Genomic DNA, 14,339 nt, shown 5'->3' with positions numbered 1-14,339 from the left:
CCGTGATAACATTCATCGTGCAGTTTACTGTCTGTCTAGCTATTTGGTGGTCTGGCTGCTAAGTGGATTGATGACTAAACTTCTTGTTAGCCGCAACTTCATCTTTTTACCGGAGGTTAATTAACCCGTGGACCCTGTTCCCTCAACCGCACCCATTGGGTGCTTCCGGTAAGGTCACTCCCTCTTTGAGGTGATTGCCTGGCCGGATAACAATCTGGTCGGCAGTCATCGCGCCTTGTTCCTGCGTTGCTCTCTGCTGAAGATCTTTTTTGCCCTCTCCACGGCAGCTTTGCCGTGGAGGCAACATGACGACCGCCCGATAAACGGCGTCATGGCGTGACAGTAAGGTTAGCACCATGCACGTTAAAAATTTCACCCGGCAGTTGCTCAATGTGTTGAGCCGCAGCCTGCCTCGTCGTCTGATCCGCCGGGAAACCATGCTAGAGGGTTTGCCGCAGGCAAGTACGGCTAAAGATCTGCCCGCAGAGCTGACTCAACAGCGTTTGCAGTGCGCCAATGAAACGCCACAGCAACTCTATCAGCGCTTTCAGAGCCATCCAGAAGGGCTGACCGAGCAAGAGGCCGGGGCGATTCGCCTCAACTACGGCAGTAATCTGATTGAAAATCAGCAGGCTACTCCGTGGTGGGTTCACCTATGGCACTGCTACCGCAACCCATTTAACTTGCTGCTGACCATTCTGGCGCTGATCTCCTACGCCACCGAGGACCTCACGGCGGCACTGGTGATTGGTGCCATGGTATTGATCTCCACCCTGATGCATTTTATTCAGGAAGCGCGCTCTAACCGCGCGGCGGATGCCTTGAAAGCGATGGTCAGCAACACCGCGACTTTGATCCGCAGTGATGCCCATACTGGCAAAAGTGAGCAGCGCGAGCTGCCCATCGCCCAGTTGGTGCCCGGCGATATCATTAAGCTCTCTGCTGGCGACATGATCCCGGCAGATTTACGCATTTTAGTCGCCAAAGACCTGTTTATCAGCCAAGCCGCCTTGACGGGGGAATCGCTGCCGGTGGAGAAAGTGGCCCAGTGCCGTGAGTGTGATGAGCAGAACCCGTTGGAGCGCGACACTTTGTGCTTTATGGGCACCAATGTGGTCAGTGGTTCTGCACTGGCAATCGTCATCGGCACGGGTAACCAAACCTACTTTGGCCTGCTGGCCGAACGGGTAACCCATCAGGATGAGCAGCCGAATGCCTTCCAGAGTGGTATCAGCAAAGTCAGTTGGCTGCTGATCCGTTTTATGTTGGTGATGACGCCTATTGTGTTGCTGATCAATGGCTTTACCAAAGGTGACTGGTGGGAGGCCGCGCTATTTGCACTCTCCGTCGCGGTCGGTTTAACCCCCGAAATGTTGCCGATGATCGTCACCTCGACACTAGCAAAAGGGGCGGTGAAGCTATCGAAACAGAAAGTGATCGTCAAACGGCTGGATGCTATCCAGAACTTTGGCGCGATGGATGTGTTGTGTACCGATAAAACCGGTACCTTGACCCAAGATAAAATCGTGTTGGAGAGTCATACGGATGTGTTTGGTGCTAACTGTGAGCGGGTGCTGCACTACGCTTGGCTCAACAGCTACTACCAAACGGGGCTGAAAAATCTGCTGGATGTGGCTGTGCTCTCTTCAATGGAGGAGTCCGCCGCCGCTGAGTCTCAGGCCGCCGACACACTGGCGGGTTACCGTAAAATCGATGAGATCCCCTTTGATTTTGAACGCCGCCGCATGTCGGTGGTGGTCAGCGATAAGTCGGATTATCACGAGTTGATCTGCAAGGGCGCGTTGGAAGAGATGCTCTCCATTTGCCGCCATGTCCGCCAAGGGGATGAGGTTATCCCCTTGACTGATGCGCTGTTGACCCGTATCCGCCGGGTGACGGATGAGCAGAACCAGCAAGGGCTGCGGGTGGTGGCGGTTGCTACGCGCATTCTGCCCGCGTATCAGCGAGATTATGCGGTTATCGATGAGTATGACCTGATTTTGGAGGGGTATATCGCCTTCCTCGATCCGCCCAAAGAGAGCACCGCACCCGCGCTATTAGCCCTGAAACACAATGGCATCAACGTTAAAATTCTGACCGGTGACAATGAGTTAGTGGCACGGAAAGTCTGCAAAGACGTCGGGTTATCTGTCGAGCGGGTATTGCGCGGCAGTGATATTGAGTCGATGACCGAGGCGGAGTTGACTGAAGCCACCCGCATCACCACGGTGTTTGCCAAACTGACGCCGATGCAAAAAGAGCGCATTGTGCAAAACCTGCGGCAAGCGGGTCATGTGGTGGGCTTTATGGGGGATGGCATCAATGATGCGCCCGCACTACGCGCGGCGGATATTGGTATCTCGGTGGATTCGGCGGTTGATATCGCCAAAGAAGCGGCGGATATCATTTTGCTGGAAAAGAGCCTGATGGTGCTGGAACAGGGGGTCATTGAAGGCCGACGCACCTTCGCCAACATGCTGAAATACATCAAAATGACTGCCAGTTCCAACTTTGGCAACGTCTTCAGCGTATTGATTGCCAGTGCATTTTTACCTTTCCTGCCGATGTTGCCACTGCATTTGCTGATCCAAAACCTGCTGTACGATATTTCGCAGATTGCTATTCCGTTCGATAATGTCGATGAAGAGCAATTGGCGAAGCCACAACGCTGGAATGCCGGCGATCTGGGGCGTTTTATGGTGTTCTTTGGCCCGATAAGTTCTATTTTTGACGTGCTGACTTTTAGCCTGATGTGGTGGGTGTTTAAGGCCAATACGCCGGAAATGCAGACGCTGTTCCAATCCGGTTGGTTCGTCGAAGGGCTGCTATCCCAGACATTGATTGTGCATATGATTCGTACCCGTAAGATTCCATTTATCCAGAGCCGCGCCTCATGGCCACTGTGCGTCATGACACTGGCGGTGGTGGTGGTCGGTATCGGCCTAACTTTCTCCCCCCTCGCGGGCTTCCTGCAATTACAGGCGCTGCCACTCTCTTACTTCCCGTGGCTGATGGTGATTCTGACTGGGTATATGGTGACGACACAGTTAGTGAAAGGGTGGTTTGTGAGGAGATATGGGTGGCAGTGATTTTAATTTTATTATTAGGTGAGGTGATCGGATCAGGATCGGATCAGGTGATCGGTTCGGTTGATATGAGATCAGCGCTCACATTGCCTCCGCAATGGATCGGATCAGGTTTCGGTTGATAATCGCTCAGTGTTCACCTGACCTCCCCAGCCTCAACCGAGTCGGGCCGCAGGGCGGCGGCCCAACACCCGCGCCTTGCGCGAAATATTGTGGCTGCGCCATTCCCTCCGGCAGCTTGCTGGCTAATCGAACCGGCGCTGACTCGCTCCCAGCTCGACAGCCCCTTTCGCCGCGTCCATGCGGCTCATTCGGCCTGCAATCTTTGTCGGCAATCTTCCTAATTGCGCTCAACGTCAAAAGCCAATTCAAAACCCTCTTCTTTGTTTTAGGTGTTGAAGTTAAAAGCACATTTGAGCTGCCGAGTGAAGAGAGAAGGCAAGGAAAACGGGCAGGACGCCCGTTTTAGGCGTCATGAGCAGGGATGCGAATAAAGCCGTCCGTCAGCCGGAGCGATGAGGGAGGGTACCCACGAAGTGGGCAAGCGATACGTGCGAAGCGCGGGATTCCACAAGGGTGCGCGCCCGCACCCTTTGGCGGTTGAGGCACCTGAAGTTAAGTGAACACTGAAGTCTTAACAACCGAACCGATCACCTGAACCGAATATCAACCGAAACCTGATCCGAACTAAATTGAAGGTCAGGGGATCACCTGAACCGATCACCAAACAATCATGGTGCCAACTTCAACCCCGGTAACTGCGCAAAAATACTCACCAACCCCTCACCCCAGCCCTTACGGATCATCATAAAATAGGGGTGATCCTCGGTGATTCGGTACTGCTGATTCGTGCTGAAACTGTCTAGCGGATAGATCATCACATCCAGCGGCAACCCCACGGACAAATTACTGCGCAAGGTGGAGTCCATCGAAATCAATGCACACTGCATCGCCTGATCCAGCGCGGTGTCGTAGCTCAATACACGATCAATAATCGGTTTGCCATACTTACTCTCACCAATCTGGAAGTAGGGGGTGTCCTGCGTGGCTTCGATAAAATTACCCTGCGGATAGATATGGAACAGCCGCAGCCCTTCGCCCTTAATCTGCCCACCTAATAACAGGTTACAGTTGAAATCAGTGCCGCCGCTGTTTTGCTGTGCGCCGCTGTCTCGGTTAATTACCTCGCGTACTGTCTCGCCCAACAGGGTGGCGGCTTCGTACATTGAACCCACATTCATCAGGTTGGTCTGTTCTGGGTCCAGACAGCGGCGTTGCAGCAAGCTGACAATACTCTGGGTGGTGGCCAGATTGCCCGCACTTTGCACCACCAGCGTTCGTTCGCCCTCTTGCTGAAACAGATGCAATTTACGAAAAGTGGAAATATGATCCACTCCGGCGTTGGTTCGGGAATCGGAAGCAAACACTAACCCGGACGACAACCGCATGGCCACACAGTAGGTCATAAAAAAGAGTCCTTTTATTGCGACATATCGCGTCGCGGGGTCGATAACATATGCACGGCAGCAATGGTTTGCATATCCTCATAGCCACCGCCTCGGCGAATACCGCGCACCGGGCAGGCATCCAGATAATCTATGCCCACCGCCAGTTTCAAATGCTGATTCGGTTTGCAGGTGTTATTGGTGACATCAAAACTTTGCCAATGACCGCCCAACCACACTTCTGCCCATGCATGGGTCGCCACATGACTGGAGGATTCTGTATAAAGATAGCCGCTGACATAGCGCGCCGGAATATTTAAACTGCGGCAGCAGGCAAGAAAGACGTGGGTGTGGTCCTGACATACCCCTTGCTCGGCAGCAAAAGCTTGGGCTGCACTGTCTTGGACCGTGGTGGTGCCGGGGCTGTAGGGCATTTTTGCCAGCAGTTCGCCCATCATTAATGTCAGGCAATCCAATTGCGCATCTGCATGAGTCACGCCCTGACAATAACCAGAAGCAAACTGGCGGATCGCGCTATCTGGTTGAGTCAGTGGACTATGACGCAGAAACACCAGTGGTGAGAGGTGGTCACTGCTGTCATCCTCCCTATTATCTTCAATCTCCACCACGCCCTGAGCTTGAATGGTGATGGCCTGATGGGGTTTATCCAGTGTCAGTACATGCAGCACATTGCCAAAAGCATCCGTGGTGCAGATAGCCTCTTCCGGTAAGGTCAGTTGCCAAGACAAAATGCGCTGATGGGCCGAATCCTGTGGCGTCAGGCGCAGATATTGCGTGCTGTGTTGCACTTGCTGTGCATAGGTATAATGGGTGCTGTGATCCACATTCAGTCTCATTGAACCTCCAGATAGGTTTGACGAATGCTGTCAGCGATCGCATTGATCTTACCTAAAAAATCCATCAGATAGATGTGCAGACCATCGGCCATCACATCATTAATACTGCTAAAACGCAGCTCGGCCAGCAAGATACTGACCAGTCGGCGGGGCTGATTGCTGCGGTTGCCGCCAATCAATTCCAACTGCTGCTCTATGTCATTGATGCAGGCCAGCAGGGATCGCGGGATCTCATTGCGTAAAATCAACAGTTCCGCAATCGCCTCGCGGCTGAGTTGCTGTTTGTACAAGCTGTGGTAGGCCTCACGTGCACTAACGGCCCGAAGCAGAGTGTCCATGCGGTAGTATTCGCGTACCGGATCATCGTCGTTATCCAGCAATTGGTTTTTCACATCCAGCAGGCGAGCGGTACTGTCCGCCCGTTCAATCAAGGTACCCAGACGAATAAAATAGAGTGCATCGCTGCGCAGTAAGGTGCCGTAAACCGCGCCCCGAAAGAGGTGTGAGCGCTCCTTAACCCAGTCGAAAAAGGCATCAATATCGGCAGTGCTGATGCCCTGTCGGCGTAGCTGTTTCATCTCAATCCACGTGGCGTTGATGCTCTCCCACACCTCGGATGACAAGCTGCCGCGCACCGCGTGGGCATTGTTCCAAGCCATCTGTAAGCAACTGAAAATGCTGCTGGGGTTATGGCTGTCGAGCACGAAAAAATTTAGCAGGTGGGTCATCGACACCTGCGGATAGTGTTCGGCAAACAGCGCTTGCGTGTTGCTCAGACTAAGGGGCACCAGTAAATCAAAATTCACCCGGCTGCTGGTGGGCATCATGGAGAGCCGGTTGGTGACATCCAGTACCCGGGTGATGTTTTCTGCCCGCTCAAGATAACGGGCCATCCAATAAAGCTCGCTGGCTGTTCGGCTTAACATGCATCATCCTCCAGTACCCAAGTGTCTTTGGTGCCGCCGCCTTGTGAGGAGTTGACCACCAGTGAGCCATCCGCCAGCGCCACGCGGGTGAGGCCGCCGGGCACCAACCGAATTTCCGCGCCGGACAGGGCAAAGGGGCGCAAATCAATGTGACGTGGGGCAAGGCCATTGTTGACAAAGGTTGGGCAGGTCGAGAGCGCGAGGGTTTCTTGTGCAATGTAGTTTTGTGGCCGCGCCAGCAGTAACTGGCGGAATTGGGCAATTTCAGCTTGCGTGGCGGCAGGGCCGATCAACATGCCATAGCCTCCAGCACCATGCACCTCTTTCACCACCATTTGATCCAGATTCGCCAACACATAAGATAAATCAGTGGGTTGGCGGCATTGCCAAGTGGGGACATTCGCCAGAATCGGATCTTCGGCGAGGTAAAAACGAATCATGTCAGGCACATAGGGATAGATAGATTTATCATCTGCAACGCCAGTCCCAATAGCGTTTGCCAATACCACCCCGCCTGCCCGATAGACTGACAGCAGCCCGGGGATACCTAACATGGAGTCAGGGCGAAAAGCCAGCGGGTCGAGGAAGGCATCATCCACGCGCCGATAGATAACATCTATCTTGCATGGGCCAGCGGTGGTGCGCATAAAGACTGCCCCCTCTTTGACAAACAGATCGGCACTTTCGACCAGCTCGACTCCCATCTGCTGGGCCAGAAAACTGTGCTCAAAATAGGCGCTGTTAAAGCGGCCGGGGGTCAGCACTACCACCGTAGGATCGTTAACCGGTGTGCTTTCGCGCAGTGTTTGCAGCAGATGGGAGGGGTAGCGCTCAACGGGTGCGATACGTTGCTGGGCGAACAGCTCTGGGTAGAGCCGCATCATCATTTTGCGGTTTTCCAGCATATAGGAGACGCCGGATGGGGTGCGTAGATTATCCTCCAATACATAATAGAGGCCATCGCTATTACGAACCATATCCACGCCAATGATATGTGCATAGGTATTGCGATGCAGGTTCACCCCTTGCATACAGGGCTGATATTGGTCATTGGCTAACACTTGTTCAGCCGGAATAATCCCTGCTTTCAGAATATGTTGGTCGTGGTAAATATCATGCAGAAACGCATTCAGCGCCTGAACACGTTGGCGAATGCCACGGTCCAACATCTGCCATTCACTGGCGGGAATAATCCGTGGCACGCTATCAAACGGGATTAAGCGCTCTGCGCCATCATCGTCACCATACACATTAAAAGTAATGCCCACCCGGTGAAACAGCAGTGCCGCCTCTTCACGCTTACGCGCAATTGTTAACTGATCGGCCTGTTGTAACCATTGCCAGTAGGCGTCGTAATGGCTTCGGTGTTGCCCCTGCGCCAGTAACATTTCATCGAAAAATCGTGATGCGGAAAGGTCGATGTTCAGCATTATCACCTCGCTAACAGAACAGGCTGTAGTGGGGATCACGCATAAACTGTGCCAGCTCGTCAAATAGGCAAAATAGGGGGGATTAGCACGATTTCAGCACTATTAGGGTGCAATCAGTGAGCGCGGTGCTTTATTTGCGGGCAGAAAATCGCCACATTTGAGCATGATGATCTGCCATGGCGCACAGGGAAAATCGGGGGGAATATCTTAGCGGCGGAGCAATAAAACACGGCTGGCATTCACCAGCCGTATGGGCAATGACATCAGAATTAACGACGTACCGCGATAGCTTCGATTTCGATTTTGACATCTTTCGGCAGACGGGCCACTTCAACACAGGAGCGTGCAGGGAATGGCGCATTGTGCTCATTGAAGAAGGCTTCGTAAGTGGCGTTAACGGTACTGAAATCATTGAGATCTTTCACGAATACCGTAGTTTTGACGATATCGGCAACTTTCAGGCCCGCCGCTTCGACGATCGCTTTAACATTTTCCAGTGATTGACGTGCCTGAGCTGAAACATCATCCGCCACCAGACCGGTTTTAGGATCAACCGGAATTTGGCCGGAAGTGATGATCATGCTACCCAGATCGACACCCTGAACATAAGGGCCGATGGCGGCAGGGGCGAGTTCGGTGCTGATGGTGCGTGACATAGTGACTCCTGAGTTACGTGATGCGGTATGATTCGTGTCGCCATTATAAAGCTGGGATGAATAACGGCAACCCGCGCGAACTAAGTTTGCTATGGGTTACCCTGTAAATTTGCTTACAGCACGTCATTCGCTTTCAGCACTTAATCTGCTTACAAACCCTAGTCCGCTTGCAGCACCACCTGATGATCGAACTCTTTCTCGCAATATTTGCATTTCAGGTGGATCTCGCCCAGTTTGGCCTTCACTTTGAAGCTGGAGTTGACTGGCTCATTGTGGCTGATGCAGTTACTGTTCGGGCAGGTGAGCACGCGGTCAATCTGCTCTGGTAGACTGAGGGTGAGCTTCTTCACCACTTCGTAGTTATCGATGCGGTTGACGGTGGCGTCCGGTGCATACATCGCCAGTTGGTTGGCTTGCTGCTCGGTCAGGAAAGTATTTTCTATCTTAATCAGATCCTTACGGCCAGAACGCTTCGACGGCAAATTCAAGCCGATGGTAATGCGCTGATCCGTCGCGGTCAGTTTGAACAGCGACAACAATTTGAACCCAATTTGCGCCGGAATATGGTCAATCACCGTGCCGCATTTGATCGCTTCAACCTGTAGTTTGTAATCCTGAGTCATGTTCAATTCCCTCTCAAAGAGCCAATTCAGCGTTTAAGACCAGTGCCAGCAGCGCCTGACGTGCAAAAATCCCATTGCCCGCCTGTTGGAAATAGTAGGCGTAAGGCGTTTTATCGACATCTGTGGTGATCTCATCAATGCGTGGCAGGGGGTGCAGCACTTTGAGATTATCCCGCGCACCACTCAAATCCGCTGCGCGTAGGACAAACTGTGCTTTGACATTGGCGTATTCTGACGGATCAAGGCGCTCTTTTTGGACGCGAGTCATGTAGAGAATATCTAGATCCGCGACCACCTCTTCAATGCTCTCATGCAGGCTGTACTCGATCCCTTTTTCGTCCAACATTTCCAGGATATAAGCGGGCATTGCCAGCGCATCCGGGGCGATAAAGAAGAAGCGGTTGCCGTCGAATTTTGCCAGCGCCTGCGTCAGTGAATGCACAGTGCGGCCATATTTCAGATCACCGACCATGGCGATATTGATGTTATCCAGCCGCCCTTGGGTCTCCTGAATGGTGAATAGATCGAGCAGGGTTTGCGTCGGATGCTGGTTGGCACCGTCACCGGCATTGACCACGGGGATATTGCCGGAGAACTGCGCCGCCAGTCGGGCCGCGCCCTCCTGTGGGTGGCGTATGACGATGGCATCCACATAAGTGCTGATCACCGAAATAGTATCGGCCAGTGTCTCGCCTTTCTTGCCCAGCGAGGTATTGCTGCTGTCAGAAAAACCGACCACTGAGGCGCCGAGGCGATGAATCGAGGTTTCAAACGACAAACGGGTACGGGTTGAGGCTTCGAAAAAGCAACTGGCGATCACTTTATGTTTTAACAGCTCAGGTTGCGGACGACTTTTCAAGCTGGCAGCGGTACGCAGCACCAGTTCCAGTTCATCGCGACATAAATCGTTAATTGAGATGATGTGCTTGTGATACAACGGGTTGGCCATTTTTCGCTCTCCTCTGTGACTGCCCGTGGTCGCGGGCGATAATCAGTTGTCATGCAGTAATGTTAAATTCGTCCCGATCAGCAGACAAAAAAAAGCCCCTCAACGAGGGGCCTGACAGGATCGGTTTAGCAACGGGAGAGACCACGGCAGTTGGCTGCCTGCTGGCTGGTCATTTTCAACAAAATGACGATGTAGAGCGAAATCTAAGCAGCTTTTCATCATATCTCCCGGCAAATTGTGGCGAATTATACTCGCGTGCCATTTCTCTGCAAGGGGCAAAAGCCGCATTTTTTATGATTAGCAAACGATTACTCATGGGGTCTAGTTTCAAATGGGGAACCATCGCAAAATGAGGGGAATTGTCACCAGCGCGATGAGCAATGAAATAACGATCGCCAGCGAGATGACCTCATGCTTGAATTCATACTTTTTAGCAAACACATAAACACCCGCTCCGATGGGCTGAGCGGACATCACCATCGCGGTAGCCAGCCAAATCCCTCCAGACCCCATATCAAAGATATAATGAGCAACGAGAAAGGTTATCGCTGGCTGCAATGCCAGTTTCAATGCAATCATCGGCAGCACTATTTTGGCTGATGTGCGGTTGAAATGCTCCTTGATACTGAGCCGCGAAAGGCCCAATCCAAGTGCAAATAGGGCGGTTGGCCCGGCGGCATTGCCCAAGAAACTGGCAAAAGAGGCAATCACTATCGGTACATTTATTTTAAGTAAAACAAAGAGTAGCCCTGCCAAAACGGAGAGGGTCAGCGGATTGGTTAGTGTCGCTTTGACCGCTTTACCCAGAGAGTGAGCCAGTGAAAAGCTGTCACCTGCGGATCGATTTGATAATAGATCCCAGCTAATAATGACGGCCATGATGGCAGGGATATTATGCAAAATTGTCGCGATGGCTGCTGGCAGTGCGGCTTGTTCCCCATAAACCGAGATTAGAATCGGAACACCCATATAGCCGGTGGTGCCGTAACATGCCCCCATACTTAGCAGGGATGATTGTGGTAATCCTATCCCCGTACATTTTGCGAAAAAACCAGCGGTGACATAAATCACCACGATCCCAACCAGTGTTGAGCCTATAAATCCCCACTGCTTCAATTCATTCATGTCGGCGCGAGCAATCGCCAGAAAAAGTAATGCGGGAAGCGCAAGATACAAAACATAATCGTTGATCAGTTTATCTGACTGACCACTGTCTGGCCGAATGCGCCCAAAACAGTAGCCTAATAATATGACGATAAAGATGGGCATCACGATCATAAACATGGCTGTGCTCCTATTATCATGATGTTGTTTATCATGATATTGTTGGCCTTGGAAAGGTCACAAGGCTGGCTGATTACTTCAGGAGTTCTCTCACATACTGACCCACTCTGGCGGCATAAAGGACATCTGAACCATAGAATTGAACCAGATCATTTCTCATTTGTTCAAATGCCGCCTGCTTTTTGGTGTAGGCAGTCGCCAGTATTTCATCGAGTCTTGCTTTGATGTTTTGGATCATGATGGGGTTATTAGCTGCATCAGCTAGCCCTTCATCTAGCAGGATTTTTTGCACGGTAGCATCATGCATGCCAGTACTGTTGAGGAAATAGGGGATACCGCTCGAGGCACCCAGAAAAGAGGGGATATTGGCCACTCCCATATTCTCTTGGTGAACAATGTGCCCGCTGACGGGGCGGTAGAGATCGGGTAAGGAAAGAAAGGTTTTCTCTGTCATTTTCACGGCGTCAATCACGTTAACCTGATCGAGCAACTCACCATTAATGGTGATATTTCTCTCTCTGAAGATGAGGTCAAGGATCTCAATGGCGGGGAGTCCAGAGCGATTTCCTGTTCCGGCGAACCCGCCCTCAATAATATTAAATCCGTGATAGAGCGAAGAGAGGGCATTTTGCAGGCCCAACCCCCTATCATTATGAGCATGAAGGGAAAAATTCATATTGGGATAGTGATTGCGCAAGTTAGCGGCGAGAATTGCCATATCTTCTGGGTATATTGTGCCTAGCGAGTCATTAATGCGGACGGTTTCGATCTCCATAGCAAGTGAGCGGGCGATCTCTGCCGTGATCTTCTCATAGGACGCCTCGTCGATACCGGCGCTGAAATTGTTCAGTAGGCTGACTCGGAAACGGTCAAATCCCCAAACACGCAGTATCTCAACGGTTCTCTCGAACAACTTTTTTCCTGATTGGTATGAAATCATTCCAAAACTGATGGTGAGGTATTTTTTCAACTCTTCAGGGTAATTCTTGAGTTGAGGCATGATCGGGTCATGACAATTAAGCAGCATGATGAATGAAAATTGAGTCTCAGGAGGCAGTTTTCCGTGGCTATGAAGCTCATAGATGACATCAATTAAGTGGGTGGGGTCATTGGGGCCAGATCCATACACGATATCTCTTATCCCCGTATCAAGGATTTTCGATACCAATGGTATCTTATGTCTGGTTGGCACGGAAAAGGGGCATCGCTCCGCCCCCTCCCGTAATGTTTCATCGAGCATCCCATCCAAGTTAAAGCCGGAATACCTTGGCTGGTGTTTTTCGGGGAATGTGAGTGCGGCCATCTTAATCACTCCTGTAATAAGAATTTAGCGTTAAACAATTTAGAGTTACATATATAACGATCCTTAAGTGTCGAGATGATTTTTAATTTAATTGCTTTTTAATTTAAATAGGTCACGTCCATCATAATGAGTATTATTTATTATGATGGTTGTCGTGGTTTTATGCCCCTGACGCGTATTTAGTGGGTGAAAGTGATCTGAGGCCAAGTTATCACGGTGCAAAGAGGTGTTCAATATCGAAACTGCCGCATTAGTTTTCCATTGCGTTTACGCGCGGATTGAGCAAAGACACGCTGATAGCGCTTGATGTTGCTGATGTCAGCAGCTCTACTGGTATCAATGATAGAGGGCGGCAGCGAAATTAAATTACGACTCTGGTGATGATAGCGTAATAATCTAATTAATTTTGGAGGCTAATTTATGAGAAATCTATTTGATACGTTATAGGTGATAAAAGAAATTGATATTTTATTTAAATGGCTGAGGTGGCATTTAGATAACAGATGGCAGGAGGTGTTATGTATTCTTTATCGTTATAGAACTGCCGCGAATTTATCGGGAATAATCAATAAACGCGGCTATCTTAAATATTAAGCAGTAGAGGAGATCTGAACCTTAATCTTCATCAAACCCTGAATTGAACAGTTCAATGACGGCGGCCAGAGCTTGAATCTCATCAGGGCCGGTTGCTTCAACCTCAATCTGGCGACCTTTCGCGGAGTCCAGCATCAGCAGTGCAATCACACTGCTGGCCTCGGCTTCGGTCCCACTGTCATTACGCAACATGACTTCTGCATCAAAACTTTGAACCAGCTCGAACAGTTTCATTGCGGGTCTGGCGTGCATCCCCAACTTGTTCTTGATCTCAACAGTCTGTTTGACGGTCATTGTTTACGTTTTTCCAAAGTGCGGTGGCGTGACTGGACATTTTTGCCACGTGCGCGGAAATAATCTGCCAATTGTTCAGCAACATAGACCGAGCGGTGCTTACCGCCGGTACAACCAATGGCAACCGTGAGATAGCTGCGATTATTGGTTTCCAGCATGGGCAGCCACAGTTCCAGATAGCTGCGCGTCTGGTAAACAAAGTTATGCACTTCGGTATGGCGATCAAGGAAGGAGATGACGGGTTTATCCAGACCGGTCATCGGGCGTAATTTCGGATCCCAGTGTGGGTTTGGCAGAAAACGCACATCGAAGACATAATCTGCATCAATCGGAATGCCGTGTTTAAAGCCAAATGATTCAAACACCATGGTCAGCTCGCGCTCACGTTTACCCAGTAGGCGGGTACGTAGCATCTCAGCTAACTCATGCACTGACATTTCTGAGGTATCAATAATCAGATCAGCCCGTGAGCGCAGAGGCTCCAGCAGATCGCTCTCTTCATCGATAGCACTTTCTAATGACAGGTTTTTGGTCGACAGCGGGTGCAGGCGACGAGTATCACTGTAGCGACGAATCAGGGTATTGCGGTCAGCATCCAAAAACAGCAACTGCGGTGAAAAGCTGTCTGGCAGTTGGGTCATGGCATGTTCAAATACCTCAGGAGATTCAGGCATATTGCGCACGTCTATGCTCACTGCGGCAGAGATATTCCTATCGGCAAGTGTGCTCGCCAATTGCGGCAGCAGAACCACGGGCAAGTTATCGACGCAGTAAAAGCCCATATCTTCCAATGCGCGCAAAGCAACAGACTTCCCTGAACCGGAACGGCCGCTGACAATCATCAGCACCATGTGAGTGACTCCCCTTGGTATCTCTTTGGCGCTCATCGCCA

The 14,339-nt window shown here is 51.0% G+C and carries 14 protein-coding genes; 2 read left to right on the top strand and 12 right to left on the bottom strand.

Annotated features, from left to right (window positions below; all coding sequences use genetic code 11):
* Window positions 1-142 precede the first annotated feature (142 nt).
* Window positions 143-376, bottom strand: coding sequence for a hypothetical protein (locus tag HRD69_RS03035; RefSeq protein WP_153802293.1), 234 nt, complete (start codon window positions 374-376; stop codon window positions 143-145).
* Between HRD69_RS03035 and mgtA the strand changes: the two genes are divergently transcribed.
* Together mgtA and HRD69_RS03025 are read left to right on the top strand one after the other, a co-directional pair.
* Window positions 357-3,089, top strand: a complete 2,733-nt coding sequence (mgtA, locus tag HRD69_RS03030) for a magnesium-translocating P-type ATPase (protein WP_172984595.1) — start codon at window positions 357-359, stop codon at window positions 3,087-3,089. The genes HRD69_RS03035 and mgtA overlap by 20 nt on opposite strands.
* 115 nt (window positions 3,090-3,204) lie before the next feature.
* The gene (locus tag HRD69_RS03025; protein ID WP_172984594.1) at window positions 3,205-3,555 is read left to right on the top strand and encodes a hypothetical protein; all 351 of its coding nucleotides are present in this window, start codon (window positions 3,205-3,207) and stop codon (window positions 3,553-3,555) included.
* 262 nt (window positions 3,556-3,817) lie between these two features.
* On the opposite strand, the gene HRD69_RS03020 is transcribed toward HRD69_RS03025, so the two are convergent.
* The 11 genes from HRD69_RS03020 to rapZ form a co-directional block, all read right to left on the bottom strand.
* Window positions 3,818-4,552 (bottom strand): proteasome-type protease, encoded by a 735-nt coding sequence (locus HRD69_RS03020; RefSeq protein WP_032813378.1) that lies wholly within the window; start codon window positions 4,550-4,552, stop codon window positions 3,818-3,820.
* 14 nt (window positions 4,553-4,566) lie between these two features.
* Window positions 4,567-5,388 (bottom strand): transglutaminase family protein, encoded by an 822-nt coding sequence (locus HRD69_RS03015; RefSeq protein ID WP_032813380.1) that lies wholly within the window; start codon window positions 5,386-5,388, stop codon window positions 4,567-4,569.
* On the bottom strand, window positions 5,385-6,314 hold the full coding sequence (locus HRD69_RS03010; protein WP_032813382.1) for an alpha-E domain-containing protein: 930 nt from the start codon (window positions 6,312-6,314) through the stop codon (window positions 5,385-5,387). Before HRD69_RS03010 ends, HRD69_RS03015 begins: the two co-directional genes overlap by 4 nt.
* Complete coding sequence (locus HRD69_RS03005) at window positions 6,308-7,744, bottom strand: circularly permuted type 2 ATP-grasp protein (RefSeq protein WP_004874061.1); 1,437 nt, start codon at window positions 7,742-7,744, stop codon at window positions 6,308-6,310. Before HRD69_RS03005 ends, HRD69_RS03010 begins: the two co-directional genes overlap by 7 nt.
* 269 nt (window positions 7,745-8,013) lie before the next feature.
* A complete protein-coding gene (gene ridA, locus HRD69_RS03000) occupies window positions 8,014-8,400 on the bottom strand; it encodes a 2-iminobutanoate/2-iminopropanoate deaminase (RefSeq protein ID WP_004874062.1) in 387 nt (128 codons plus the stop codon).
* A 158-nt stretch (window positions 8,401-8,558) separates the two neighbouring features.
* Entirely contained in the window at window positions 8,559-9,023 is a 465-nt protein-coding gene (gene pyrI / locus HRD69_RS02995) for an aspartate carbamoyltransferase regulatory subunit (protein ID WP_004874063.1), read from the bottom strand.
* 13 nt (window positions 9,024-9,036) lie between these two features.
* Window positions 9,037-9,972, bottom strand: a complete 936-nt coding sequence (gene pyrB / locus HRD69_RS02990; RefSeq protein WP_004874064.1) for an aspartate carbamoyltransferase — start codon at window positions 9,970-9,972, stop codon at window positions 9,037-9,039.
* A gap of 327 nt (window positions 9,973-10,299) precedes the next feature.
* The gene (locus HRD69_RS02985; RefSeq protein WP_004874065.1) at window positions 10,300-11,256 is read right to left on the bottom strand and encodes an AEC family transporter; all 957 of its coding nucleotides are present in this window, start codon (window positions 11,254-11,256) and stop codon (window positions 10,300-10,302) included.
* Window positions 11,257-11,329: 73 nt separating this feature from the next.
* On the bottom strand, window positions 11,330-12,559 hold the full coding sequence (locus tag HRD69_RS02980) for a beta/alpha barrel domain-containing protein (RefSeq protein ID WP_004874066.1): 1,230 nt from the start codon (window positions 12,557-12,559) through the stop codon (window positions 11,330-11,332).
* Between the two features lie 615 nt (window positions 12,560-13,174).
* Window positions 13,175-13,447: a PTS phosphocarrier protein NPr gene (gene npr / locus HRD69_RS02975; RefSeq protein ID WP_005162489.1), complete on the bottom strand. Its 273-nt coding sequence runs from the start codon at window positions 13,445-13,447 to the stop codon at window positions 13,175-13,177.
* Window positions 13,444-14,298 carry an RNase adapter RapZ gene (gene rapZ / locus HRD69_RS02970; RefSeq protein ID WP_032813384.1) on the bottom strand — a complete coding sequence of 285 codons (855 nt, stop codon included), beginning with the start codon at window positions 14,296-14,298 and terminating at the stop codon, window positions 13,444-13,446. Before rapZ ends, npr begins: the two co-directional genes overlap by 4 nt.
* Between the last annotated feature and the right edge of the window lie 41 nt (window positions 14,299-14,339).

Origin of the sequence: Yersinia mollaretii ATCC 43969 (genome assembly GCF_013282725.1) — a bacterium.
Taxonomy (GTDB): Bacteria; Pseudomonadota; Gammaproteobacteria; order Enterobacterales; family Enterobacteriaceae; genus Yersinia; species Yersinia mollaretii.
The sequence above is the reverse complement of the archived record's forward strand: the minus strand, read 5'-3'. Positions and strand labels throughout refer to the sequence as shown.

What these genes read in the sequence shown, in the direction of transcription:
- mgtA (WP_172984595.1), top strand. Translation starts at nt 357, where the DNA reads ATGCACGTTAAAAATTTCACCCGGCAGTTGCTCAATGTGTTGAGCCGC.
- HRD69_RS03020 (WP_032813378.1), bottom strand. Translation starts at nt 4,552, where the DNA reads ATGACCTACTGTGTGGCCATGCGGTTGTCGTCCGGGTTAGTGTTTGCT.
- HRD69_RS03015 (WP_032813380.1), bottom strand. Translation starts at nt 5,388, where the DNA reads ATGAGACTGAATGTGGATCACAGCACCCATTATACCTATGCACAGCAA.
- HRD69_RS03010 (WP_032813382.1), bottom strand. Translation starts at nt 6,314, where the DNA reads ATGTTAAGCCGAACAGCCAGCGAGCTTTATTGGATGGCCCGTTATCTT.
- HRD69_RS03005 (WP_004874061.1), bottom strand. Translation starts at nt 7,744, where the DNA reads ATGCTGAACATCGACCTTTCCGCATCACGATTTTTCGATGAAATGTTA.
- ridA (WP_004874062.1), bottom strand. Translation starts at nt 8,400, where the DNA reads ATGTCACGCACCATCAGCACCGAACTCGCCCCTGCCGCCATCGGCCCT.
- pyrI (WP_004874063.1), bottom strand. Translation starts at nt 9,023, where the DNA reads ATGACTCAGGATTACAAACTACAGGTTGAAGCGATCAAATGCGGCACG.
- pyrB (WP_004874064.1), bottom strand. Translation starts at nt 9,972, where the DNA reads ATGGCCAACCCGTTGTATCACAAGCACATCATCTCAATTAACGATTTA.
- HRD69_RS02985 (WP_004874065.1), bottom strand. Translation starts at nt 11,256, where the DNA reads ATGTTTATGATCGTGATGCCCATCTTTATCGTCATATTATTAGGCTAC.
- HRD69_RS02980 (WP_004874066.1), bottom strand. Translation starts at nt 12,559, where the DNA reads ATGGCCGCACTCACATTCCCCGAAAAACACCAGCCAAGGTATTCCGGC.
- npr (WP_005162489.1), bottom strand. Translation starts at nt 13,447, where the DNA reads ATGACCGTCAAACAGACTGTTGAGATCAAGAACAAGTTGGGGATGCAC.
- rapZ (WP_032813384.1), bottom strand. Translation starts at nt 14,298, where the DNA reads ATGGTGCTGATGATTGTCAGCGGCCGTTCCGGTTCAGGGAAGTCTGTT.